Origin of the sequence: Clostridium sp. MCC353, from assembly GCF_018785315.1 — a bacterium.
Classification (GTDB): Bacteria; Bacillota; Clostridia; order Lachnospirales; family Lachnospiraceae; genus CHH4-2.
Genome location: NZ_WQPN01000018.1, coordinates 15,918 through 39,070 on the forward strand (window position 1 = coordinate 15,918; position 23,153 = coordinate 39,070).

28 protein-coding genes are annotated in these 23,153 nt (G+C 44.0%); 4 read left to right on the plus strand and 24 right to left on the minus strand.

Annotated elements, in window-relative coordinates; translation table 11 throughout:
* Positions 1-227 precede the first annotated feature (227 nt).
* Positions 228-1,031, minus strand: coding sequence for a M23 family metallopeptidase (locus tag GPL15_RS04650; RefSeq protein WP_215696475.1), 804 nt, complete (start codon positions 1,029-1,031; stop codon positions 228-230).
* A 63-nt stretch (positions 1,032-1,094) separates the two neighbouring features.
* On the opposite strand from GPL15_RS04650, the gene GPL15_RS04655 reads away from it, so the two are divergent.
* Positions 1,095-1,997 carry a nucleoside recognition protein gene (locus GPL15_RS04655; RefSeq protein ID WP_346344894.1) on the plus strand — a complete coding sequence of 301 codons (903 nt, stop codon included), beginning with the start codon at positions 1,095-1,097 and terminating at the stop codon, positions 1,995-1,997.
* Here the strand turns inward: GPL15_RS04655 and GPL15_RS04660 are convergent.
* From GPL15_RS04660 to GPL15_RS04760, 21 genes are all read right to left on the minus strand, one after another.
* Complete coding sequence (locus GPL15_RS04660) at positions 1,957-2,538, minus strand: vacuolar family H+-ATPase subunit H (protein WP_252198098.1); 582 nt, start codon at positions 2,536-2,538, stop codon at positions 1,957-1,959. The two genes, GPL15_RS04655 and GPL15_RS04660, sit on opposite strands and share 41 nt — an antisense overlap.
* Before the next feature lie 32 nt (positions 2,539-2,570).
* Positions 2,571-3,047, minus strand: coding sequence for a pantetheine-phosphate adenylyltransferase (coaD, locus tag GPL15_RS04665; protein ID WP_215696479.1), 477 nt, complete (start codon positions 3,045-3,047; stop codon positions 2,571-2,573).
* A 1-nt stretch (position 3,048) separates the two neighbouring features.
* Positions 3,049-3,609, minus strand: a complete 561-nt coding sequence (gene rsmD / locus GPL15_RS04670) for a 16S rRNA (guanine(966)-N(2))-methyltransferase RsmD (protein ID WP_215696481.1) — start codon at positions 3,607-3,609, stop codon at positions 3,049-3,051.
* A gap of 178 nt (positions 3,610-3,787) precedes the next feature.
* Positions 3,788-3,994 carry an alpha/beta-type small acid-soluble spore protein gene (locus tag GPL15_RS04675; protein WP_215696483.1) on the minus strand — a complete coding sequence of 69 codons (207 nt, stop codon included), beginning with the start codon at positions 3,992-3,994 and terminating at the stop codon, positions 3,788-3,790.
* A gap of 130 nt (positions 3,995-4,124) precedes the next feature.
* Positions 4,125-4,979, minus strand: coding sequence for a peptidoglycan editing factor PgeF (gene pgeF, locus GPL15_RS04680; protein ID WP_215696485.1), 855 nt, complete (start codon positions 4,977-4,979; stop codon positions 4,125-4,127).
* A gap of 11 nt (positions 4,980-4,990) precedes the next feature.
* A complete protein-coding gene (locus GPL15_RS04685; RefSeq protein ID WP_215696487.1) occupies positions 4,991-5,332 on the minus strand; it encodes a YraN family protein in 342 nt (113 codons plus the stop codon).
* 16 nt (positions 5,333-5,348) lie between these two features.
* Positions 5,349-5,990, minus strand: coding sequence for a ribonuclease HII (locus GPL15_RS04690; RefSeq protein WP_215696489.1), 642 nt, complete (start codon positions 5,988-5,990; stop codon positions 5,349-5,351).
* Positions 5,975-6,478, minus strand: coding sequence for a signal peptidase I (gene lepB / locus GPL15_RS04695; protein ID WP_215696491.1), 504 nt, complete (start codon positions 6,476-6,478; stop codon positions 5,975-5,977). The genes GPL15_RS04690 and lepB (GPL15_RS04695) overlap by 16 nt, the downstream gene beginning before the upstream one ends.
* A gap of 9 nt (positions 6,479-6,487) precedes the next feature.
* The gene (ylqF, locus tag GPL15_RS04700; protein ID WP_215696493.1) at positions 6,488-7,342 is read right to left on the minus strand and encodes a ribosome biogenesis GTPase YlqF; all 855 of its coding nucleotides are present in this window, start codon (positions 7,340-7,342) and stop codon (positions 6,488-6,490) included.
* Positions 7,343-7,403: 61 nt separating this feature from the next.
* A complete protein-coding gene (gene lepB, locus GPL15_RS04705; protein WP_215696495.1) occupies positions 7,404-7,949 on the minus strand; it encodes a signal peptidase I in 546 nt (181 codons plus the stop codon).
* Between the two features lie 83 nt (positions 7,950-8,032).
* Complete coding sequence (gene rplS, locus GPL15_RS04710) at positions 8,033-8,380, minus strand: 50S ribosomal protein L19 (RefSeq protein WP_215696497.1); 348 nt, start codon at positions 8,378-8,380, stop codon at positions 8,033-8,035.
* A 132-nt stretch (positions 8,381-8,512) separates the two neighbouring features.
* Positions 8,513-9,259, minus strand: coding sequence for a tRNA (guanosine(37)-N1)-methyltransferase TrmD (gene trmD, locus GPL15_RS04715; protein WP_215696499.1), 747 nt, complete (start codon positions 9,257-9,259; stop codon positions 8,513-8,515).
* Between the two features lie 15 nt (positions 9,260-9,274).
* A complete protein-coding gene (gene rimM, locus GPL15_RS04720; RefSeq protein WP_215696500.1) occupies positions 9,275-9,784 on the minus strand; it encodes a ribosome maturation factor RimM in 510 nt (169 codons plus the stop codon).
* Positions 9,785-9,845: 61 nt separating this feature from the next.
* Positions 9,846-10,073 carry a KH domain-containing protein gene (locus GPL15_RS04725; RefSeq protein WP_103225938.1) on the minus strand — a complete coding sequence of 76 codons (228 nt, stop codon included), beginning with the start codon at positions 10,071-10,073 and terminating at the stop codon, positions 9,846-9,848.
* 15 nt (positions 10,074-10,088) lie between these two features.
* A complete protein-coding gene (gene rpsP / locus GPL15_RS04730; RefSeq protein WP_103225939.1) occupies positions 10,089-10,331 on the minus strand; it encodes a 30S ribosomal protein S16 in 243 nt (80 codons plus the stop codon).
* A gap of 69 nt (positions 10,332-10,400) precedes the next feature.
* On the minus strand, positions 10,401-11,756 hold the full coding sequence (gene ffh, locus GPL15_RS04735) for a signal recognition particle protein (RefSeq protein ID WP_215696502.1): 1,356 nt from the start codon (positions 11,754-11,756) through the stop codon (positions 10,401-10,403).
* A 21-nt stretch (positions 11,757-11,777) separates the two neighbouring features.
* On the minus strand, positions 11,778-12,119 hold the full coding sequence (gene ylxM, locus GPL15_RS04740) for a YlxM family DNA-binding protein (RefSeq protein WP_215696504.1): 342 nt from the start codon (positions 12,117-12,119) through the stop codon (positions 11,778-11,780).
* A 108-nt stretch (positions 12,120-12,227) separates the two neighbouring features.
* On the minus strand, positions 12,228-13,337 hold the full coding sequence (locus GPL15_RS04745; RefSeq protein ID WP_215696507.1) for a glycoside hydrolase family 172 protein: 1,110 nt from the start codon (positions 13,335-13,337) through the stop codon (positions 12,228-12,230).
* Positions 13,338-13,374: 37 nt separating this feature from the next.
* Entirely contained in the window at positions 13,375-14,214 is an 840-nt protein-coding gene (locus tag GPL15_RS04750; protein WP_215696509.1) for a carbohydrate ABC transporter permease, read from the minus strand.
* An 11-nt stretch (positions 14,215-14,225) separates the two neighbouring features.
* On the minus strand, positions 14,226-15,104 hold the full coding sequence (locus tag GPL15_RS04755; RefSeq protein ID WP_215696511.1) for a sugar ABC transporter permease: 879 nt from the start codon (positions 15,102-15,104) through the stop codon (positions 14,226-14,228).
* 25 nt (positions 15,105-15,129) lie between these two features.
* Entirely contained in the window at positions 15,130-16,449 is a 1,320-nt protein-coding gene (locus tag GPL15_RS04760; protein ID WP_215696513.1) for an extracellular solute-binding protein, read from the minus strand.
* Positions 16,450-16,626: 177 nt separating this feature from the next.
* On the opposite strand from GPL15_RS04760, the gene GPL15_RS04765 reads away from it, so the two are divergent.
* From GPL15_RS04765 to GPL15_RS04775, 3 genes are read left to right on the plus strand one after another with little or no spacing between them, the layout of a single operon-like run.
* Positions 16,627-18,402 (plus strand): histidine kinase, encoded by a 1,776-nt coding sequence (locus GPL15_RS04765; protein WP_215696515.1) that lies wholly within the window; start codon positions 16,627-16,629, stop codon positions 18,400-18,402.
* 19 nt (positions 18,403-18,421) lie between these two features.
* Entirely contained in the window at positions 18,422-20,092 is a 1,671-nt protein-coding gene (locus GPL15_RS04770) for a response regulator (RefSeq protein ID WP_215696517.1), read from the plus strand.
* Complete coding sequence (locus tag GPL15_RS04775; RefSeq protein ID WP_215696519.1) at positions 20,089-21,048, plus strand: PfkB family carbohydrate kinase; 960 nt, start codon at positions 20,089-20,091, stop codon at positions 21,046-21,048. The genes GPL15_RS04770 and GPL15_RS04775 overlap by 4 nt, the downstream gene beginning before the upstream one ends.
* Before the next feature lie 66 nt (positions 21,049-21,114).
* On the opposite strand, the gene GPL15_RS04780 is transcribed toward GPL15_RS04775, so the two are convergent.
* Together GPL15_RS04780 and GPL15_RS04785 are read right to left on the minus strand one after the other, a co-directional pair.
* On the minus strand, positions 21,115-22,530 hold the full coding sequence (locus tag GPL15_RS04780) for a hypothetical protein (protein ID WP_215696521.1): 1,416 nt from the start codon (positions 22,528-22,530) through the stop codon (positions 21,115-21,117).
* Positions 22,531-22,597: 67 nt separating this feature from the next.
* Complete coding sequence (locus tag GPL15_RS04785; RefSeq protein ID WP_215696523.1) at positions 22,598-22,990, minus strand: pyridoxamine 5'-phosphate oxidase family protein; 393 nt, start codon at positions 22,988-22,990, stop codon at positions 22,598-22,600.
* Positions 22,991-23,153 lie beyond the last annotated feature (163 nt).

Consider the following 23,153-nt stretch of genomic DNA (forward strand, 5'->3'; position numbering starts at 1 on the left):
TGCGCATATTTTTGCGTTGCGCATATTTTGCGTTACGCATATTTTGCGTTACGCATATTTTGCGTTGCGTAGGCACGCGCTGAGAATTTCAGATTCTCAGCTGCGATTCAAATTTGTGGCTCCGACACAAATTGGGGTGTGAAAAATAAGTCATCAGGATTATTTTTCACACGAACCTCCATGCCAAAGTGCCTAACTATTATATCATAAAAACCCTTGCCGTGGTGCTAATAGGTGTATTTTAGGCGATATTTTTCCAGGTAACGCAAAATCCAATAAGGATTTATGCTCAATTCGTCATAATGGTCAGTTTTTAAATAAATGCCCAAATGGAGATGGACATCGAAGTTGCCAACAGTGCCGGGAACCGTGCTGTAACCGGAATCCCCCATATATCCCAAAAGCTGGCCTGCGGTCACTTTATCCCCTTCTTTAAATTCCTGGCTGTACTGATACAGATGCGCGTAATAAAGATAGGCCCCGGATGGGGTTCGGATTCCTATTCTCCAGCCGCCCTTTTCCAGCCATCCCACCTTTTCCACGGTTCCGTCACTGATGCTGACCACAGGATAGGTTCCCCGTTCCATTTCCGCTCCCATGATATCACAGCCTTCATGGGGACGTTCCCCTCCGTATTTGCGTTTATCTCCCCACCCGTCCCCATAGGTGACATCGGGAATTTCGTTTCTGCTGCTCAAGGGAATGGGAAAATATTTTAAATCCGTCAAAATCCGTTCATAGGCGTTCTTTAACTTCCGGTATTCCACCGGTTTCCGCGCCAATACCCCGCTGTTCTCATAGGAAAGCTCCTTCTGATCCCTCAGATCATATTCGTGATCCAGCATCAGGGTTGTGAGCGCGTCATAATCAATGGAGGTCTGGGATGCCATCAGCTCCCCCAGTTCCATGGAACGAAAATCATCGGTTTCCCATGTATAAGAATCCAACTGGTAATAATCAGGGTTGTTGACCAGGTAATCCACCATGGTCACCTGAAAAACTGCCAGCAGGCAGATGAGGATTATAATCATAGATTCACGGCCTTCACATATATTTGTATAAACCATTCTATTCAGGCTGTTATGAAAAAATCCATGTTCCGAGTTATTTCGATAGCAGTACTCCTCCTGCTTTTATGGAACCCGGCGCTGTCCTGCCGCGGGGCCAAAAACGGCTTAATCCTTTGGGCCGATGTGGTGCTGCCCGCACTGATGCCGTTTATGGTATGTTCCAGCATCATCGTATCCCTGGACGCGATCCACCTTCTCACCCGCCCGTTTAAACTGTTGTGGCATTCCGTATTTAAGCTGTCGGATGCGGGAAGCTATGTGCTGATGTCCGGTCTTCTCTGCGGATATCCGCTGGGAGCCAAAAACTGCAGTGAATTTTTAGACGAGGGCAGAATCACGTCAAGAGAGGGCAAATACCTTTTAGCCATCTGCAACCACCCAAGCCCCATGTTCCTGTTGGGATATACGGTTCAGAAACTTCCCCTTGGAATTCCCCTGTGGCAGTTTATGGCCGCGGTCTACCTTCCTGTATTCATCATCTCCTGGATGGCCCGCCCTTTCTATGGGATTCATGAAGCATCCTATGGGAATGCGGGGGGACATGAGAGCCGGCAGTCTTTTGATGAAAGCCTGATGAACGCATTTGAAGTTATGACTAAAATTGGCGGCTATATCATGCTGTTTTCCATTCTGGTGGAGTTTGTAAAAGGAATGTCCATTGATCCTGTGATCAAGGCCATGTCTTTAGGGCTGATAGAAATGACCACCGGCATCAATGCCATCTCTATCCAGATGAAAGGGCTGGTCTGCGCGGTTTTAATCATCATGTCGGTCACATTCGGAGGCATTTCCGGCATCTTTCAGACGAAAAGCGTTATAAAAAATGCCGGATTATCCATCCGGCATTATATCTTCTGGAAACTGATACACAGCATCCTTTCCTGTATTATCTTTCTTCTTCTGGCCCAATTGGTTCCGGTTCGCTAGGAGCCATTCCGCCGGAAAGTTCATTGCGGTTGGCGGTGACAATATCCAGGCTGGATCTCATAGACGAGAGGAATGCATCAAACCTGCCCTGAGCGCCTTCCATGGAATGGGAAATAATGGCCTGAAGGCTCTTTAACATATCATCCGTATACTGGACTGCGCTCTGGCGGATGTTGTTGGCATCGTTTACCGCGCTGTCCACAATGGCCTGCCCCTGCGCGTTGGCCTGTTCCACCACCTGGTTGGCGGCTGCATAAGCCCGCTGCATGATCTCGTGCTCATTGACCAGTTCATTGGTCTGGGCCGTGGCCTCTTTTAACATGCTGTCCGCCTGAAGACGGGCTTCGTTGAGAATCGCATCCTGGTTGCTGATGATCTTCTGGTACTGTTTGATCTCGTCGGGAATGCGCAGGCGCAGTTCCACTAACAGCTCCTCCAACTCTTCCTTGTTCACAAGAATCTTTGTATTGGATAACGGCTGGTATTTGCAGCCGTCGATGTACTCTTCAATTTCGCTGATTAACTGTTCGATTCTACTCATAATATGTACTCCTCACCTTCTATACTTGATTTCTAAACAAATTTTTTCTTAACCAATTCTGCAATTTCAGGGTGAAGAAATGCGCTGATATCGCCGTGATACATGGCAATCTCTTTCACGATGCTGGAACTGAGATAGGAATATTTTAAGTTAGTAGTCAGGAATAACGTATCGATCTCAGGGGCGATTACCCGGTTGGTCTGGGATAACTGCAGTTCGTATTCAAAGTCTGTAATAGCCCTTAAACCTCTTACAATAACATTGGCGTTATTCTTTCTGACGAAGTCAATTAATAAACCGTCAAATGACTGAACCTCTACGTTCGGCAAATGACAGGTAACACTCTTTAACATATTAACACGTTCTTCCACAGAAAACAACGGAGATTTGGAATTATTATTCAAAACTCCGAGAATTACCCGGTCCATAATTTCAGAGGTCCGTTCTATAATATCATAATGTCCCAAAGTGACGGGATCAAAGCTTCCAGGATATACTGCTACTGCCATCTCAACACTCTCCTTTGTACACAAATATATGTTTATTGGTCTTATAATTCTTCACTTTTTCAACTATAAAACCCAAAGTCTCCAGATAATCAAGGGTTGTGTTCAGAGAGGCTTCGATGATAATCGTGGTTTCTTTATTGATCAGAGCGGAACCGGACAAATACTCCATCACATACCGCTCATGTTCATGATCATAGGGGGGATCCATGAAAATGTAGTCAAATACATGCCCCTTGCCTTCCAGGCGCTTTAAACCTGTCAGCACATCACAGGCCATGACCATTCCCCGGTCTTCCAGCTTGGTGGCGGTTAAATTCTCTTTGATACAGGAAACCGCTTTGGGGTTATTCTCTATAAATACAGCTAATTCAGCTCCCCGGCTCAGCGCTTCAATTCCAATTCCGCCGCTTCCGCTGAACAAATCCAAAAACCTGCAGTCAGCGATTCCCGGCTGTATCATATTAAATAATGTCTCTTTAATCCTGTCTGTAGTGGGCCTTGTATCCAGGCCGTCTATTGTTTTTAAAAGTAAGCGTCTGGCGCTTCCTGCTATTACACGCATAATGTTCTCCCGGTTAAAATTTCTTTACTATTATAATATGGATTTTGTGCGGACACAAGGATTATTTTCGTACATTTTTTGGTACATAGCATGAAGAATCCGGCCCCCACTCCCTTATGTAAAAAAAGAACCCCTAGCTGCCTGAGCAGCTAAGGGACTTTTTTCAGTTCAGGCGGTTTTATTTACCTGCCATCTGTCTTTCCTGTGCTTCGATCATTTTCTTAACCATATATCCACCTACAGAACCATTCTGTGCGGATGTCAGGTTTCCGTTGTAACCGTTGCTTAACGGTACACCGATTTCATTTGCTACTTCCATTTTGAAACGATCCATTGCTTCTCTTGCCTCTGGTACATTTGTAGTATTAGAAGATCTGCTTGACATAATAAAACGCCTCCTTGTTCAACTAATTGTCACTTGTTTGTGACTTGTTTTTTGCTACACTCCTATTATGTGCCTTATGAGAATTAATACACTAGAAGGTTTTTCGTAAAATGTAAAAAAATAGCAGCAATTATTTCAAACAAAGAAAAGCGGCCAGATTTCCTCTTTCATTTCCGGCCTTCCGGTGTGAAAACAGCAGATCCGGATTACATCTGGTACATAAATTGGTAACATGAATATTCTCATCTTTAATTCCGGCTTCCCGGAATATGATTTCATTGGCCTTCCAAAGGTCCAATTGGTATTTGTCCGGTTTGCTGCCCGGAGACAAAATTTCATTCCACTGTTCTTTTGGAAAATTTTGTTTGAATTCATCCGCGGTTTCACTGCCGATCTCATAGCAGGACCGGCAGATGCTGGGGCCGATGGCCGCGATCAGATCTTCCGGCCTGGAACCATACGCCTCTTTCATGGCATCCGCAGTCACTTTCCCCATCCGGTTAACCGTGCCCCTCCAGCCGGAATGGGACAGGCCGATGGCTTTATGAACAGGATCCACCAGGTACAAAGGAACACAGTCAGCGTAAAAAGTCACTAACGTGATGCCGGGGACATCGGTAATCAAGCCGTCTATGTCCTGATAATCCCTGTCCTTAAATATGCCCTTCCCTGCGTCTTCCTCTGTTATCCGCCGCACATTAGTGGTGTGGGTCTGCCAGGACAACACCATCCGGTTTCTATCTACATCGATAGCCTCCGCCATCCTCCTGTAGTTTTCCATCACATGGTCCGGATTATCTCCTCTCGTAAACGTGAAGTTGAGGGTAGAAAATTTACCCTGGCTGACGCCGCCGATTCTGGTGGAAAATGCATGCTTTACAATTCCCGTGGCCTCTAAGGCAGGAAATGACAGATACAAAAGCTGTCCTTTATGCTTCACCTCTAATTCATCGGAATCAGAGGCTGTTATCCATTCTGTTTTCATGTTTCCCTCCGTTAAAACGCATTTTTTATCAATAAGATCTCATCATTCAGGATTGAAACCACATCAAACCTGCAGGGTTTATCCTCGCTCAAATGGTGTATATAGAGATAATAGCGGGCGCTCTTCCTGATTTTCTGCTGTTTTTGGTATGTGACCGCTTCCGCCGGATGGCCTTTCTTTAAACCGTTCCTGTATTTCACCTCTATAAAAACCAGGTAATCTCCATCCATTGCGATAATATCAATTTCCCCCTGCCGTGTATAATAGTTTCTCTCTAATATATGATACCCTTCTTTTTCTAAATAAGCGGCTGCCATATCTTCATAGCAGCCGCCTGTTTCCCGTTTATTCATATGAGTGCTCCGGAAATCATACAAAATTTTTAATAAACGACTTCCTGTGAATCGGACAGGGGCCGTATTCTTTAATAGCCTGAATATGTGCGGCAGTTCCGTAGCCTTTATGTTTGGCGAATCCATACTCCGGATAAATGGCGTCATATTCCGCCATCATGTGGTCCCGGGTCACCTTCGCCAAAATACTGGCTGCGGCGATGGAAATGCTCTTGGCATCCCCTTTAACGATGGGAACCTGCATGATCTCAATCCCGGGTATGGTAACCGCATCATTCAAAAGAATATCAGGAGTTACCTTTAATTGGGAAACTGCTGTTCTCATAGCCTCGTAAGTGGCCTGAAGAATATTGATTTCATCAATCCTGGCCGGACTCACGATGCCGATACCATAGGAAACCGCTTTTTCCTTTATTTCTTCAAATAAAAGCTCCCGCTTCTTTTCCGATAACTTTTTGGAATCATTCAAAAAAAGAATCTCGCAGTCTTTAGGCAGGATTACCGCCGCGGCTGCCACAGGGCCGGAAAGAGGTCCCCGTCCGGCTTCATCGATGCCGCAGATATACGGACAAGCCGCATAAGTGTATTCGTATTCCTTCATCGCTTCCAAACGCTGCCGTTCTTTTAACAATTTTTCTTCTGTCATTGCTTTTGCCATATTTTTATCCACACTTTTCCAAGTATCTGATTCTTCTTCACATTTCCTACATCCGAATCCCTGCTGTCTGAACTGGATCCGCGGTTATCGCCTAACACAAAATATTCGTCATCGCCAAGCAGCACCGGATCGGCCGCCCTTTTGGGCTTTTCGATATAATCTCCGTAAGGATCTTCCAAAAGTTTCCCGTCAATATAGATGATGCCATCAATAATTTGAACGGTTTCACCCGGAAGGCCGATCACACGTTTGATATAATAACTGTCGTCGTCATAAATATACCGGAATACAATTAAGTCGAAACGCTTTGGTTCGTGCATCCGGTAAGTCAGTTTCTCCATCAGATAAACCTCGCCGTCCGACATGACCGGCTCCATGGAATCGCCATGCACATCCACGCGCTGAACGAAATATGTGGTGGTAATACGAGCGGAAAAGATAATGATCACTAAGAAAATCAGATATTTTAATGATTTATTCTTTTGCATTCCTGCACATTACTCCTCCATTGTCTTAGGAGGGAATTCAACTGTAATTCTCCCGAGCTTGCCGCTTCTAAAATCATCGATCAGAATATTGGCCGCCTTTTTTATATCAGGCTCATTCCCTTTCGCAATGCAGGAGCGGATTCTTGCAATATGTTCCAGAGGAGAATCCAGGGTTTCTTCCGTAAACCGGTAACGTTCTTCCAAAACCGGAAGATAATGGCCGCGCAGAAACTTAAAAAGTTCCAGAGCCAGTTCTTCTTTATTCAATATTTCATCATTGATGGAACCGATAAAAGCCAGATGAAGCCCCACTTTCTGATCCTCGAATTTAGGCCAGAGAATACCGGGAGTATCCAAAAGCTCCAGGGATTTATTCAGGCGAATCCACTGGTTTCCTTTGGTAACGCCGGGCTTATTGCCCGTTTTGGTGCAGGCTTTCCCTGCAAATGAATTGATAAATGTGGATTTCCCCACATTTGGGATGCCGACCACCATAGCACGTACCGGGCGGTTTAAGATGCCTCTGCGCCTGTCCCGCTCTATCTTTTCCTTACAGGCCTCCTGAACAACGCCGTTAATCTGCTTCAAACCTGCTCCGGTTCTGGAATTCACCTTTACCACATGGTATCCAAGGGATTTAAAATAAACGGACCAGGCCTCATTATAAGTCTCACTGGCTAAGTCGGATTTATTGAGCAGCACTAAACGGGCTTTGTTGGCGCCCAGCTTATCGATGTCGGGATTGCGGCTGCTGACCGGAACACGGGCGTCAACCAGCTCTATGATCAGGTCAATCAGTTTAATATCTTCCTGCATGGCCCTTTTGGCTTTTGTCATGTGTCCGGGGTACCATTGTATATTCATAATTACCTCCAAGCCAGAGTGTGTCTGAAAATTGCGTTCCATCAGATCACGCTCTAATTCCTTACTTAACAAATTCTATTTCAATCAGAGGATAGAGCTTCAGCCACACTCTCCCCAGGATCTGTTTCTTTTTCACATTGCCGATATTGGTGAAACGGCTGTCTTCACTGCCCTCACGATTATCTCCCAGAACGAAATACTCATTATCCGCCAGTTTCACCGGATTCTCCGCAAGACCCGCAAGGGAAACGCGGTTTAAATCATTTTCAGCTTCCAATGGCATGTCGTCAATATAGATGATGCCGTTCTTTATCTGTACGGTTTCGCCGGGCAGACCGATCACCCTTTTCACATTAATCTTATCGTCATCCCGTTGAAATGCGATGACATCAAACCTTTTAGGACTGCCGAAATCATAGGCCAGCCGGTCCATTAAAACCACATCTTCGGATTTCAGAGACGGAAGCATGGAGTGGCCGGATATTGTTATCTGGGTTCCTGCTCCGTATATCAAAAATCGGGCAATAAAAATCACGACAATAATATCTACAATCCAGCAGACTGTTCTTCTAAGCAGATTTGTCTCTTCATTTTGATAAAAGTCCAATTCAACACATCCTATTCCGGTAAAGAAAAAGGACAACTGCATCAATTTTGAAAGATACATTGTCCCTTTGTCATGTTTCAGAATTATTTTACTAACTCTTTTACTTTTGCAGCTTTACCAACTCTGTCTCTCAGGTAGTAAAGTTTTGCTCTTCTTACTTTACCTCTTCTTACAACTTCAATGTTGTCTACGGAAGGGGAATGTAATGGCCATGTTTTTTCAACACCGATTCCGTTGGAGTTCTTTCTCACTGTGAAAGTCTCTCTTGCTCCGCCGTTCTGTCTTTTAATAACAGTTCCTTCGAAGATCTGGATTCTCTCACGGGTACCCTCTTTGATCTTGTTGTATACTTTTACAGTATCACCAACGTGAAATACCGGTACGGATTCCTTCAACTGTGCAGCTTCAATGTTCTTAATAATGTCGTTCATGTGTGAACCTCCTTAATATGTTTGATGTTCTTACATACTGTTTAAGCGCCTTGGCGCATCGTATCAGCGGACCATCTCTTATTTTTCACAACAATTTATACTATCATGGAAAGGTAAAAAAAGCAAGTCCTTTTATTCGCTTTTTTCCATGTTTTCCAGCAGCCCATTCAGATATTCCTGTTCTTTTTTCGTAAGGCTGGCATCTTTTAAGAGATCCGGCCTCCGCTCTGCGGTTCTCTTAATAGACTGTTGCCGCCGCCACTCCTCAATCTTTTTATGGTGCCCCGACAGGAGCACGTCTGGAACACTTTTACCTCGGTATACTTCGGGACGGGTGTACTGGGGATACTCTAACAGATTATCATGGAACGATTCGATTTCTGCGGAGGTATCGTTATTCAAAACTCCGGGAACCAGTCTGGAAATGCAGTCGATCATGACCATGGCCGGAAGTTCCCCTCCTGTCAGCACATAATCGCCGACGGAAAGATAATCTGTGGCGATCAGCTCCAGGGCCCGTTCATCGACCCCTTCATAATGGCCGCACAAAAACACCAGATCCTCTTCCTCTGCCAGTTCTTCTGCAATCCTCTGATTGAACACACGGCCCTGGGGCGTCATATAGATGACTCTTGGCCGTTTTCCAGTCTTTTCACAGAGGTCCTCATACGCGTCGCAGATCGGCCCGGGCTGCATCACCATGCCGGCGCCTCCGCCGTAGGGATAATCATCCACATGTCTGTGCTTATCTGTAGAATAATCTCTGATATTGACCGCTTCAATGGATATCAGTTGTTTTTCAACCGCACGTCCTATAATGCTGGTATTCAGCCCCTGGAGCACCATCTCCGGAAATAATGTTAAAATATGGAAATTCATCGCGCACAGCCTTTCTTACAAGTCTAAAAGTCCGTCCAGGACATGAACCCGCATGGTTTGTTTGTCTAAATCCACATCCAGAATACAGGAAGGGATGGCGGGAAGCAGCACCTTTTTTGAGCCGGTATCCACTTCATATACATCATTGGCCCCGGTTATGAGCACGTCGGTCAGCGTTCCCAGCTCCTGTCCTTCATCCGTAACAACCTTGATGCCGATCAGATCCACGATAAAATTTTCATTCTCTTCCAGCTTTACCGCATTATCCCGGGTCACCAGCAGATCTTTTCCCCGGTATTTTTCAATATCGTTTATATTATCATACCCTTTAAATTTCAGGATAACCATATTCTTGAAAAATTTCACATATTCGATTTCCAAATCCAGGGTTTCTTTTCCCGTATCTAAAATAACCTTTTTTAATTGTTTAAAACGGCTTGGATCATCGGTGGTGGGAAATACCTTCACTTCTCCCTTTATACCGTGTGTAGACGAGATCACACCTACTCTCAATGTTTGTTCCATTGTACACCTCTTATAATAAGAATAAAGACCGTCTTCCATAAAAGGCCGGCGGTCTGGTATGTTATTGAATTTCCACAATAACTTTTTTTTCTTCTTTAGAAGCTGCTGCTTTGACAACAGAGCGGATCGCTTTGGCAATTCTGCCTTGTTTCCCGATTACCTTTCCCATATCAGAAGGAGCTACTTTCAATTCTAAAAGTATCTCTCCCCCTTTTACAGCTTCTGTAACGACAACTTCATCTGGATTGTCAACCAGCGCTTTTGCTATTACTTCTACTAACTCTCTCATAGCACTCACCTCTTATTACTGGATGCCAGCGGTTTTCAAAAGCTTACTAACGCGGTCAGTTGGCTGCGCACCTGTTGATAACCATTTCTTGGTTGCCTCTTCGTCAAATTTGATTACGCTTGGCTCCACGTTCGGATCATAGTAACCAACTTCTTCGATGAATCTTCCATCTCTTGGGGATCTGGAATCTGCAACAACGATTCTATAGAAAGGAGCCTTTTTCTGTCCCATTCTTTTTAATCTCATCTTTACTGCCATGTCAATTTCACCTCCTTAACAAATAAACTGATCTATAGTCAAAGGCAGATATCTGCTTTGCTAACTAATTTAAAACGGAAGTTTGAACTTCCCAAACATCCCGCCAAGGCCGCCTTTCTTGCCGCCGCCCATCATACCAGGAAGCTGTTTCATCATCTTCTTCATCTGGTCGAACTGTTTGACAATCCGGTTGACCTCACTGATCTCAACACCGGCGCCCTTTGCGATTCTCTGCTTTCTGGATGGATTTAAGACGGATGGATTGGCCCGTTCCTGGGGTGTCATGGATAGAATAATCGCTTCCACCCGGTCCATAGCGCCTTCGTCAATATCCACATTGCCCTTCATCTGTCCCATACCCGGCATCATATTCATGATTCCGGCCATGCCGCCCATCTTTTTGATCTGGCGCATCTGGTCCAAAAAGTCATTGAAATCGAATTCTGCTTTGCGGATTTTCTGGCTCAGCTCTTTGGCCTTCGCCTCGTCAACTTCCAGTTCCGCCTTCTCGATCAGGGAAAGGATATCCCCCATACCAAGAATTCTGGAAGCCATGCGGTCCGGATAAAACTGTTCCAAGTCGGACAATTTTTCTCCCATACCTATATATAAAATCGGTTTTCCGGTTACGGAACGGATCGATAAAGCCGCACCGCCTCTGGTATCGCCATCCAGTTTAGTCAGGATGACACCGTCAATTCCAATCTTATCGTTAAACATACCGGCTACATTCACTGCATCCTGTCCTGTCATGGCATCCACAACCAATATGGTCTGGTCTACCGTAACATTCTCTTTGATCTCAACCAGCTCGTTCATCATATCTTCATCAATATGTAAACGGCCTGCCGTATCCAGGATCACCACATTATAGCCATTCTTTTGAGCGTGCTCAACCGCCGCTTTGGCAATATTCACAGGCTTATGGCTGTCACCCATGGAAAATACGGGCACTCCCTGTTTTTCACCGTTGATCTGCAGCTGCTGAATCGCTGCCGGACGGTATACGTCACAAGCGGCCAGCAGTGGTTTTCTGCCTTTTGCTTTCAGCTTTCCGGCGATTTTAGCGGTAGTTGTGGTCTTACCGGCTCCCTGAAGACCTGCCATCATGATGACAGAAATCTCATTGGACGGCCTGAGCGTTATTTCAGTCGTTTCGGAACCCATCAGTGAAACCAGTTCCTCATTAACGATCTTAATCACCATCTGGCCCGGTGTCAGGCTGTTTAGTACATCTTGTCCAATCGCCCGTTCCTGGACGGAGTTTATGAACTGTTTAACAACCTTAAAACTGACATCCGCCTCCAGCAAAGCCATCTTGACTTCCTTCAGTGCAGCTTTTACATCGGCTTCTGTTAAACGGCCTTTTCCTCTCAGGTTTTTGAATACATTCTGTAATTTATCGGATAAGCTTTCAAAAGCCATGAAAAACCTCCCACTCTAAGTCTATAGGTCGATGATCTCATCGGAAATCTTCTCTATTCTATGAATCAGTGAAATATCTTTATGTTCCAGATATTCTTTCGTCAGGCAGTGAATCTCCTGCACCATCTTTTTCGTTTCCAAAAACTTGTGAACCAGCTGCAGTTTTTCTTCGTATTCATCCAGAGCCTTGTCACATCGTTTAATGATGTCATGCACTCCCTGCCGGCTGATTCCCCTTTCCTGGGCAATCTCACTTAAAGATAAATCATTGAATACGGCATCTTCGTAAATCTGCTTTTGGTGATCTGTCAGAAGCTCACCGTAAAAATCATATAACAGTCCCTGCTGGACAATCTTTTCCATACGTTATCACCTGTGTTATCTTACACTAAAAAAAGAAGGGTGTCAAGTGTTTTTTCTTGACACCCATTATTTTTTATTTTGCTTTTTCTGAATGATTTTTATGTTCTCTTATCTCGGCCATCTGGCTTCTTTTTCAGGCAGTTTGGCAAAAGGGTGATGTGGTTCTATCTGATACCAATAGGCTACACAGGCGTAATCATCCTGCCTTTCAAATAAACCTTTATGACATGTTCCGATCTGCTGCACAGTCACTTTTAAATCCTTTTCAAACCGGATCGGATCCATAATGTGCCATCGGTACAATCCTCTCATGGGCGGACAGCTTCCTTCAAACCTCCAGCTGTGGTTCTGTTCTGCAGAAGAATAATAATGGAAGCCTAAAAACGGGGTTTCGTAAAGTTCCTCTTTTGCAGGCGTCTCTTTTCTCTGATCCGGCACAAATCCCCATGCCCCGCCAAAGTAATCTTCCAATCCGGTACCGCATATGGTTGGATATTCCCGGTCGCCGTCAATATAAAATTTCACTTCCCCTTCTCCCCACCAGTACCGTTCCAGCGTGGTGACTGCCAGATAAGTTCCAATATAATGGCCTTTCCCTTTCACTCCATCTAAAATGGTGAAATCTTCTTTTAGCTTAGTCAGTTTCTCCCGGTTCCATTTGGCGTGGAAATATGCGGTTCCTTCCGGCAGTTCATCATAAAGGGTATAGTCAATCTGGAAAAAAAAGCTTTTAACATCAGCCGCATGCTGGTTTTCCACAGTTATGACCGCATGCGTTCTAAAGGGCATCTGAAAATAAGAATTAAATCCTCTGACCGGATTAACTGCAATCGGAAGGGAATTGACATTACAGCCCGTTCCAAATCCATTGCAGAAGAAATCACCCAAAGGGCATTCCACAGATGGTGCATCTTCCCCATCCCAGTAAATTCTAAGCACTATATCACTGAGTACAAAATAATCCAGATCGGTTCTGTCGGGTACCGTCATCCAAATATGGTTTATGATTCCACAGCCGGTTATATCTGCCAGAATCCGTGTTTCTCCGCTTTTAAATCCACGAATAGCCGGAGCGCCTTTTCTCGATGGTCCCAGAATCCCTGCCGCTTTCCCTCCTCCTCCCTTTTCTCCAGCAGGGTTTTCCATATTAATGCTTCTGCTCCTTCCGTTTGTAGTCATCGGAAGCGCGCTTAAACTGTTCACAAATGGGCTAAACATATTTTTCCTCCATCCTGCCGCCAAGCAGTATATTTTGTTATGATTTAACTCCCCCCGCCATAATTCCATCCATAATATTTTTTTCAAAGACACAGACGAAAATGATGATTGGAAACACAATAACCCACCCCATAGAACTGATCAGTTCCCAAGGCATACTGTACATATCTTCTTTTGGAAGGGTGGTTATTGCCACACTCAGCACCTCAATGCTGTTGGAATAATAAAGAGGGGTAAACAGGTCGTTCAGGCATGTGATAAAATTGATCATTAAAATCGTTGCCACAGCCGGTTTCATTAATGGAAGCGTCACATAAAAGAATTTATGGGTGAATCCGGCCCCGTCCACTTCTGCGGCTTCTTCAATGGAAATAGGGATGCTGGTTAGAAAATTACCCAAAATCAGCATTGTGAATGGAATCAGATTGCTGGTATAGATTAAAATCAGGCCCGGAAATGTATCTAACAATCCCACACTTCTGAAAAACGTATATAAGGGCCTGGCTTTCACAATAGCCGGTACCATCATAGAAAATACAATGGCCAGTTGGGCAGCTTTTAATCCCCTGCTTTCATACCGGTTAAATCCATAAGCCGCCAACAGGCATATAACCGTGCTGATACTGAGGGCGCAGCAAGTAATGAACAGCGTATTAAACATCTTTTTTCCCAGATTCAGGTTTAAAAACAATTTTGAATAATGTTTCAGGGTAGGGTGTTTAGGAATGTAGTTAATAGGTGAGGTAAACAGCTCGCTTTCCGGAGTAATTGAGGATATAAAAATCCAGTACAAGGGGACCAGGATGATGAAGGCCACTATCCCGGTGATTGCCCAGACGATCACACTGTTTAAAATTTTCTTTTTAGAATAAGACAACTTCTCTCCCCCTAACTATCTATTTTTTTAATAAAGAACAGGTTTATGCTGCTCAACCCAGCCATCAAAAGGAACAATACTGCGGCTATAGCGGAAGCGTACCCCACATTCAGATTCGTAAATGCTTCGGTCATGATCCGGTAGGCCAGAAGTGAAGTGGAATCCCCCGGCCCTCCCGACGTCATGGAATAGACCACGTCAAAACTGGTCATTCTCCATGTGGTGAAAAAGATGCTCAGTGTTAAGACTGTTTTCAGGATATTAGGGATGGTAATCCTATAAAATGATTGAAACTTACCGGCCCCGTCAATTCTGGCCGCTTCATAAATATCTTCTGAAATAAACTGGAGCGCCGCCAGTACCATAATGGCAAAATAGGGGACATCCTTCCACAAATCCACTGCGATCACGGACAGCCTGGCCGAGACGGGAAAGATCAGCCAGTCGTAGTGAAATGCCGGTATGATTCTGCGGATCAGATCATTTATCAGACCATAGCTGTCGTTAAAGGCCCATCTCGCTGCCAGCCCTACCACTACCATCGGCATTGCCCATGGAATCAGCACAATACTCCTTAGAAAACGCTTCCCTTTAAACTTGACATTCAGAAGCACTGCCAGTCCGATCCCCAGTATGATATGAAAAAACATGGATACGAAAGTGAATACTGCTGTGAACTGAAGAGAAGTTATCAGCTTAGGATCCCGGAATATTTTTATGTAATTTCCAAATCCGATAAATGGTGTTTCCTGGCTTCTGAGCAGGCGGATATCTAAAAAACTGTTGATGATTGTGGCGCAGACAGGATAAATTGTTGTAAATCCGCGAAGAAGAATAACCGGAAGTACCAGAATCCATGCGATCCACAGGTGATTTCTCTTTTTTTCCATAGTGCTGCAATCCTCTTCCCCGTTTCTATTGAATATATTTGCCGGTCTCTTCCTGGGCCATTTTGAAAAATGTATCCATATCGATTTCATCCGTCACAAGCTGCTGGAATAATGAACCGATACCGCTGATAAATTCCATGGATTCAGGAACCATTGGACGCCCTCTTAATGTGACTTTATCGATGTATTCCCGGATTTCGTCAATCCCAGTCACCTGGAAGTCATCATTCATCAGGATATCCAGACGGGCCGGAAATCTTCCAAATGTAGTGCAGTAATCGACATAGGCTTCTGGTGTTGTGGAATATTGAAGGAAACGGACTGCCGCTTCTTTATTTTCAGAGGCGGAGTTGAGGACAAAATGCCAGGCGGAACAATAGGCGCTGCAGGTTTCGAACGTAGGGGGAATTACCATTTTTACAGCATCGTCACCATATACTCCCGCATCCTTAAATTTGGCGATCTGTCCGCTGTAGAGGAAACAGCTGGAATATTTTTCATCGATCATATTCTGCCGCAGCGGGTCATACTGGTCTGCAAGCTGGGACATGGGGGTGACGCCCATATCGTGACACATATCGTACAACAGTTTGATCGCTTTCTGGGTCTTTGGATTGTTCCAGTCATAATAGTCGCCGCCAAACAGATTTACAAATGTACCCAGTTCGTTAAAAACATAGGTGGTTTCCCACGCGCCGCCATATCCGTACCTTCCCTCTTTTGTAGCCTTTGTTATGAAATCCACAAAATCATCATAGGAGTCTATGGATGTCATCCCTGTTTCTTTCAGAATTTTATTATTTACAAAAAATCCAAGCACGCTGAAATAGCTGGGAACTGAATAAATTCCTCCGTTTTCTGTGATAACCATATCGTTCATATACATTTCCGGATAATACGCCAGGATATCGCTTTTCATAACCGTATTCTCCAATGGCTCCAGCCATCCTGTATTTTTATAGGCTGTGTACATTTCATCATTGACTGTAATGATATCGACGCTGGTATCACCGGATGAAAGGATGGTGGTAATTTTAGCCTGGCGGTCATTGGTATTGGTTGGGCAGTCCACAACTGTAATGTCCAGGTTGCAGGCTTCTTCCACCCGTTTAATCCATTCATCAAAACCGTTTGCGGTGGAATCCACACTCATCAGAGTAAGCGGAAGCCGTTCTGTACGGGCCTGGGCTGAATCTTCATGTTTCTCATCGCCCGCATTCCCGGATTCAGGTTCTTCCTGAGCCTGTACACTTGTGGTTGGAGCCGGCTTGCTGTTCCCTTCACAACCAGTCAGCAATGAACAAGTTATGATTACCGTTCCGGCAATTGCTGTGATCTTTTTCATCAATAATTCCTCCTTTGTGATTTTATGAGCTAATTATATTTGCGGATTATTAAAAAATAAATATAAAATAATTGGTAAATTTTACAAATAAATTGGAATCAATTGAAATTTTATCGTTATCATGTACTATTAATTTATAAAAGCATTAAATAATTAATAAAAGCAGGTGGTTGGATTATGAAACTATTGGGGAGTTTCCGTAAAAAATTGATTCTTGGATTTATCGCTTCATCCCTCACGCCGCTTCTGCTGGCCGTTTCTATCTTCTATTTAACATCGGTTTCAATCGCAGAAGATAAAATCTTAAACAGCATAGACCTGTCCAGCCGTCAGTTGTATGAATCGGTCAACGAACGCATAAAACAACTGGAACATCTCTCGGACTCCCTTCAGTATTATGTTTATAAACTTTCCAATACACCGCAGGAGCCGACAACGCAATACCTGACTATGTATAATTACATACGCAGCTTCAATTCCTCCATGATCGATTCGTTTCATCTGATGAATATGGAGGTCTATATCGATCCTGATAACTTTATAAGCAACGAGGGGATTATGTTTAAAAAGCTGAGTAATTTGGGGGATATTTTAACACCGGAAGAAAGGAGCCGTATGGGATTAAACAATGGATGGAAATTGTTTCTGAACAGGAAAGTCCTGACGGTCATGACGGGGGAAAACGGACCGGTAAACTATCTGTCTTACTACCGTACAAAATCCAACATCAATGAAAAAGAATTAGAATATGCCTATTTTTTAAATATCCGCTGTGATGAACTGGCGGACATTATTGCAAACACCTATGCAGGATCTGATATCAGCGCCTGCCTGACCGATCAGGAAGGAACCATCATTGCCCATGCGGATAAAAACAAGATTGGCGGACAGATTGATGAAAAATTACTGGAAGGCGCATTCAATAATCCTGATGGCTGGTTTTCATACAACGGCGGTCAGGTGATTGCACGCCGGTTTGATAAAGCGCCGTGGCTTCTGATCACATCGGTTCCCAACCGTCATATCCGGCAAAATACAGGTATTTTAATCAATATGATGATGATTGCCTGTATTATGATCATCATAGCAACCTGCTTTACTGTGTTTTTTATTACAAGAACCGTGACGAAACGAATTAATATTCTGAGCACTACAATCAGCAATTTCCGCCAGTACGGAGATAAAAACAGCCTGGAACCACTCCGGGAAATGACGGGACGCCCTAAAAAGCACCGGGATGAAATTGATAATCTGGCGAACTCATTTGTAGACATGTCAGCGCGATTAGATGACAGTTTCCAAAAAATTCTGGACATGACGCTGACGGAAGAAAAACTGAATTACCAACTGCTCCAGTCTAAGATAAATCCTCATTTTTTATACAATATTCTGGAATCTGTCAAGACCTGCCAGACCCTGGGATATCTGGAAACGGCAAATTTGATGATAACGAAACTGGCCAAGTTCTACCGTCAAATCCTTCAAAAAGGCGACGATATGATATCCATTCGTGAAGAGCTGGAAATCGTTGTTACATATTTAGAGATTGAATCCCTCTGCAGGGAGGGGGCGATTGTCTGGGAAATAAAGCAGGAGGAAGGAACCGGCGATTTTCTTATATGCAAGTTTACACTCCAGCCGATTGTTGAAAACTGCATCGTTCATGGAATCCGTTCCTCTTCCGGTAAACTGACCATACAAATACAGGTCACATACGACGAGGATACCATCAAGATCCATATTAAAGATAACGGAATTGGCATTAAACCGGAAAAACTGCTGGATATTCAGAAGGCATTGAGAGAAAAAACCGTATTCTACAGCAGGCATTTCGGAATCAGCAATGTCAACGCCAGATTATCTCTAATCTCCAAGGGCGATTCTGAAATAAAAATACACAGCGATTATCTGAAAGGAACAACGGTCATCATCACGATCCCTCAAATGCTTTGACGAAAGGACGGTATGCTTAATGAAAAAAGTAATAATAGTGGATGATAATTCTCTTTCTGCCAGAGGAATTGCCCAGAGCATTCCATGGAAGCAGCTTGGAACGGAGGTATGCGGGATTTTCTACGATGGCCGGAGCGTCTTGGAACAAATAAGCGGGCTGAATGCCGACATCATAATCTCAGATATTAAAATGCCGGGCATCTCCGGACTGGAACTGACCAAAGAATTGGTTCAAATAAATCAAAATATAAAGATAATCCTGGTGAGCGCCTACAGCGATTTCCAATACGCTCAGGAAGCTTTGAGAATTGGGGCATTTGATTATATAGAAAAACCTATCGATTATGAATACCTGGCAAAAATCATAGAACAGGCTGTACAGCGCATAGAAAAGGATGCTTATTATCTGAAATCAATCCAAAAAAGCCGCCCGGCTCTGATTGAAAATTTCTTCTATAATCTTACCCACAGCTTTCCAAAGGATGCACAGGCATATTTAAAGGATTATATCCCTTATTTGGAGATCAATTTGGACAGTTGTTTCTATGTGAGCCTGATCGTTCATATTGAAAATTCGGAACAAGTGAAGGATCAGTTCGGGTTTGAAAAATACTTTGTCTGCCAGATGGGATTAAAAGATGAAATCACAGCCGCTTTTCAGAACTGCAGTCTGTGCCACGTTCTGGTGAAACATAACCGGTTAATCTTGATCACCGGCATGAAATGCGGTAAAGAATCCGATGTAATTAAAATAATCAATCAAAATATCTCTGAATTTATGAATCGCAGAACTTACCACCAGCTCATTTACAACATAGGAATTGGCAACATTGTACCTGACATCTGGCATATCCAGCAGTCCTATGAAAACGCAAAACTGGCTTTAGAATACCGCTTCTTCTTTAGTCAGAAAACCGTATTTGATATCCGGGACTGTATGAATAAAACGCCCTTGACAACCACCTGGTCTTCCTCTGATGAAGAACGGTTAATTCAAATTCTGTGCAAAAAGGACCGGGATGCTTTATTGAGCTATACAAACTGGCTTTCCGGTGTATTTTCTGATTTACAGGATAAACAGCGGATTTTCATCATTCTCTATTCGATATCCAACCGGGTATTAAAATTCTTATATGACATTAATTTGCAGGAGGAAGCTATTTATACTGGTATTACCTCAATTTACCATAATATCGATTCCTATAACAGCTGCCGGGAACTCTGCGAGGAACTTTACAAAGTCTGCAGCCGCATATGCGAACGCCTGACAAGCTCCATCCAGACCTATTATCAGCAGATCTGCAAAGCAGTCTTAGAGCAGATTAATCAGTCATATGGAAACCCTGAACTGGGATTAAATGATCTGGCGCTGTCCGTGAACATCAGCAATGCTCATTTAAGCGCTATATTTAAAAATACTGTTGGAATTTCAATAAGTGATGCCATCACCAATGCCCGTATCGAAGCTGCCCGGCTTCTGCTGCAAAACACTGCATATTCAATCAAAGAGATCAGTGAGCTGGCGGGCTATTCCAACCAGTATTACTTCAGCGCCTGTTTTAAAAAGAAAACAGATATGACTCCCAGCACCTACCGTGATTCAGTGAAATCTGAAAAAACAATTGAAGAAGCAGTCTATCCGGAGTATAATTTAAGCACCAAATCAAAAGTAAACAGGAGAAATTTATGAAACCAGCTCTGATCATCGGATCTACCTGCGCAGATGTAATAATTAATATTGACCGGCTTCCAAAAACTGCTGAAAATCTGCGGCCCTCATCCCAGTCCATTGCCCTGGGCGGCTGTGCCTTTAATGTTTCCTATATTATACGCCTTCTTGGCGGCCACCACACCTTTATAAGTCCTGTAGGAGGAGGTATTTACGGCGATTATGTGGCAAAGCAGTTGAAAGCCCGGGGAATTCCCGTCGCAATCAGGGTTCCTGATCAGGAAAACGGCTGTTGCTACTGTCTGGTGGAACCTGACGGAGAACGGACCTTTCTCTCCTATCACGGTGTCGAATATACCTTCCAGAAAGAATGGATGGAACCGTATAATATGGATAATTATTCAATTGTCTATATCTGCGGGCTGGAGATAGAAGAATCCACAGGAATAAACCTGATCGAATTTTTAGAGGATCATCCCCGGTTAGAAATCTGTTTTGCCGCCGGCCCGCGGGGCGTCTGCATAAAGGACGGAAAGCTGGAACGGATGATGGCTCTCCACCCTCTTCTCCATATTAATGAACAGGAAGCCCGGGAACTCAGCGGGAAATCGAATTATGAAGAGGCGGCAGCAGCTCTGCAAAAGGTCACTGAAAATACAGTTATCATAACTCTGGGTGAAAACGGCACTTATTGTCTGGAAAAAGACGGAACCTCCTATCTGGTTCCGGGCGTAGCGGCACAAGAAGTGGCGGATACCATCGGCGCAGGTGATTCACATATCGGTACAATTCTGGCCTGCCTGACAAAAGATATCCCCCTGCGCAATGCCATAGCCTATGCCAACCGGGTAGCAAGCGCGGTGGTAAGCGTAAAAGGCGCTTCTCTTCCACCTGAACTGGTTCCGGTTCCCGTTGAAGAAAAACAGGACAACGAATGTCCCCAAAAATGTTTGAAACCTGATTTTGACCTTCTGTGATATGCAGTTGGCCAAAATCAGGTTTCAAATACATTCCGGGACATTTAATTCTGTTCCATATCAATTTTAATAGTTGCGGATGATCAGATTGTTGCCATGAGGATATGGTACATATACAAGCTTGATCTCAAAATAATATCCGTCAACAGCAAATGTCTGTGTCTCTGAGCTGCTGTAATCGAACATCTCAAGGGCATTTACAATATTATCCAGGTCAGCAAGGGGTTCCAGAAGTTCTAAAACACAGTTTAGCCTGTCATTATAGTTTTCGTTTTCCCTGCTCATGGTGAGTTCGAAGACAAACTCATCTCTGTTGTCATAGTTATCAATTTCCATATGGATGTGGCCAATGGCATTGGTATTGAAATCATAAATATAAAATAACCCATTATCCCATTTTCCCTTAGGAGACAGAGTGAATTCATCAGAAAAACGGTCGATGAAAATCGTATTGACAATGGCCGGATATAATTCGCTGTGTGTTACTTCGGGAGATTCCAAACTGCGCAGACCCGTGGTTCCGGGATAAAAGTTTACCAGACGATAATCCGGCGTAAGTTCCATAGAGCCGCCCAGCCCTTTATTCCCAGAAGAGTTAACCCAATAATAAGTAAAATCATCCTCTTTAATATAAGCTGAAGTCACATATACCCCATTTATCTTGAATTTATCATGGTTCTCCTTTTTTACCCACTCCCCGTCTGCGGCATCATATATCTTAATTTTACTGTCTCCGGAAAGAATTGATTTCCAACCGGCAGGAGAACTGGGCAAAAAACAGTTCTTATCAATCAATGAATCCTCACTGTTTCGAATGCGGCGGCTTTGAGATTGTCCGTTTTCGGTTTGTCCGCTTTGAGACTGTCCGCTTTGGGAAATTCCATTATTTGAAAGTTTATCCGCTTCATCTAAAGTCATATAGCCAAATTGGAATTTTCCGCCTGTCACCGCAGCCGTGATCACCGGCTGCTCGTAAACCATATTATCATATAATACGGTTACGCATTTCCCCATATTCCCCTCTGTAAATCCGGCAAATATCTGGGCGCCTTCCTCTGTCAGGGAAACCTCAATCTTATAGTATTCCTCACCGGCCGTACCTGCTTTTTTTATCACGGCCGAGGCTATATGATCTTCGGAAATAACCGTGTTTCCGGCTTCATCATTGACTTTAATAGGTGCATTTGTCAATAAAAAGCCATTTTGTTCCTGAGCTTTTGAGGAGGTATCCGCAGTCCCCCTTTCTTTTGTGTTTTGGGCTTTTGCGTCCTTTTCCTTCACGGCTTTGCCTTCCGCATCTTTTGCTTCCTCAGCTTTCGCTTCCGTCGTTTTTATCCGCTTGTCTGTCCTCTTTTCCGTTTCCGTCTCAGCCTTAACATCTCCGCTGCCGATCCGCCCGGCCATGCTGCACGATGCGGAACAAAGCATTAACACGGCTATCACCAAACAGGCGCTCCATCTTTTCCACAGCAGTCTATACATATGAAAGTTCTCCTTTTGCCATCCGTATACCGCAATCCCCCACTCCAAGCCTCATCTTATACATACCTTAAAATGTGACTGTTCTCGGTTTGCTCGTAAAAGAAGAAAACGTTGCAGTCCCATCCTTCAAATAAAACACCTGGGTATTTCCATCCGTAGGAGAATACATGGCTTTCAAATTCGGGTATGCATCCAACATGCTGGTTCTGGCCTCCACCCGGTCATCTTCCACTGCCACAGCCTGAATCCTAAGCCATTCTTTACCGTCAAATGCGCAGATTTCAATCTTGGGATTCTCAGCCATCTGTTTCGAAACATCCTTAACCTTTCCCGTCTGAATATAAAGTTTCCCTTCAAACAGATGGATCGTTCCAAACGGCCGCACCCTGGGCTGGTCCTTATCCATAGTAGCCAGAAAATAAGTATTGCATTTCTTCAAAAAATCATAAACTTCCTGCATAACACGACCTCCTTATGTAATTAATTATCTGTTTCTCATAATATTATTGTAACACTTGAGGTGAGATAATCAATAAAAAGGTGAATCTTTATTTAACGAGTTGGCAGGAGTGACGCCATGAAGACGGGGAATCTGGGGCAGGCGGCCGTGGATGAGAGGAATT

Bases quoted from the DNA above. Each gene is read 5' to 3' on its own strand.
- rpsP (WP_103225939.1), bottom strand. From the start codon at position 10,331: ATGGCAGTAAAGATGAGATTAAAAAGAATGGGACAGAAAAAGGCTCCT.
- pgeF (WP_215696485.1), bottom strand. From the start codon at position 4,979: ATGAAAACAGAATGGATAACAGCCTCTGATTCCGATGAATTAGAGGTG.
- GPL15_RS04755 (WP_215696511.1), bottom strand. From the start codon at position 15,104: ATGGAAAAAAAGAGAAATCACCTGTGGATCGCATGGATTCTGGTACTT.
- GPL15_RS04675 (WP_215696483.1), bottom strand. From the start codon at position 3,994: ATGTCAAGCAGATCTTCTAATACTACAAATGTACCAGAGGCAAGAGAA.
- GPL15_RS04690 (WP_215696489.1), bottom strand. From the start codon at position 5,990: ATGGCAAAAGCAATGACAGAAGAAAAATTGTTAAAAGAACGGCAGCGT.
- coaD (WP_215696479.1), bottom strand. From the start codon at position 3,047: ATGGCAGTAGCAGTATATCCTGGAAGCTTTGATCCCGTCACTTTGGGA.
- ylxM (WP_215696504.1), bottom strand. From the start codon at position 12,119: ATGGAAAAGATTGTCCAGCAGGGACTGTTATATGATTTTTACGGTGAG.
- GPL15_RS04655 (WP_346344894.1), top strand. From the start codon at position 1,095: ATGTTCCGAGTTATTTCGATAGCAGTACTCCTCCTGCTTTTATGGAAC.
- GPL15_RS04780 (WP_215696521.1), bottom strand. From the start codon at position 22,530: ATGTATAGACTGCTGTGGAAAAGATGGAGCGCCTGTTTGGTGATAGCC.
- ylqF (WP_215696493.1), bottom strand. From the start codon at position 7,342: ATGAATATACAATGGTACCCCGGACACATGACAAAAGCCAAAAGGGCC.
- GPL15_RS04765 (WP_215696515.1), top strand. From the start codon at position 16,627: ATGAAACTATTGGGGAGTTTCCGTAAAAAATTGATTCTTGGATTTATC.
- lepB (WP_215696491.1), bottom strand. From the start codon at position 6,478: ATGCAAAAGAATAAATCATTAAAATATCTGATTTTCTTAGTGATCATT.
- rimM (WP_215696500.1), bottom strand. From the start codon at position 9,784: ATGGAACAAACATTGAGAGTAGGTGTGATCTCGTCTACACACGGTATA.
- GPL15_RS04660 (WP_252198098.1), bottom strand. From the start codon at position 2,538: ATGAGTAGAATCGAACAGTTAATCAGCGAAATTGAAGAGTACATCGAC.
- ffh (WP_215696502.1), bottom strand. From the start codon at position 11,756: ATGGCTTTTGAAAGCTTATCCGATAAATTACAGAATGTATTCAAAAAC.
- trmD (WP_215696499.1), bottom strand. From the start codon at position 9,259: ATGAATTTCCATATTTTAACATTATTTCCGGAGATGGTGCTCCAGGGG.
- GPL15_RS04785 (WP_215696523.1), bottom strand. From the start codon at position 22,990: ATGCAGGAAGTTTATGATTTTTTGAAGAAATGCAATACTTATTTTCTG.
- GPL15_RS04760 (WP_215696513.1), bottom strand. From the start codon at position 16,449: ATGAAAAAGATCACAGCAATTGCCGGAACGGTAATCATAACTTGTTCA.
- GPL15_RS04770 (WP_215696517.1), top strand. From the start codon at position 18,422: ATGAAAAAAGTAATAATAGTGGATGATAATTCTCTTTCTGCCAGAGGA.
- rsmD (WP_215696481.1), bottom strand. From the start codon at position 3,609: ATGCGTGTAATAGCAGGAAGCGCCAGACGCTTACTTTTAAAAACAATA.
- GPL15_RS04685 (WP_215696487.1), bottom strand. From the start codon at position 5,332: ATGAATAAACGGGAAACAGGCGGCTGCTATGAAGATATGGCAGCCGCT.
- GPL15_RS04725 (WP_103225938.1), bottom strand. From the start codon at position 10,073: ATGAGAGAGTTAGTAGAAGTAATAGCAAAAGCGCTGGTTGACAATCCA.
- GPL15_RS04775 (WP_215696519.1), top strand. From the start codon at position 20,089: ATGAAACCAGCTCTGATCATCGGATCTACCTGCGCAGATGTAATAATT.
- GPL15_RS04650 (WP_215696475.1), bottom strand. From the start codon at position 1,031: ATGATTATAATCCTCATCTGCCTGCTGGCAGTTTTTCAGGTGACCATG.
- GPL15_RS04745 (WP_215696507.1), bottom strand. From the start codon at position 13,337: ATGTTTAGCCCATTTGTGAACAGTTTAAGCGCGCTTCCGATGACTACA.
- rplS (WP_215696497.1), bottom strand. From the start codon at position 8,380: ATGAACGACATTATTAAGAACATTGAAGCTGCACAGTTGAAGGAATCC.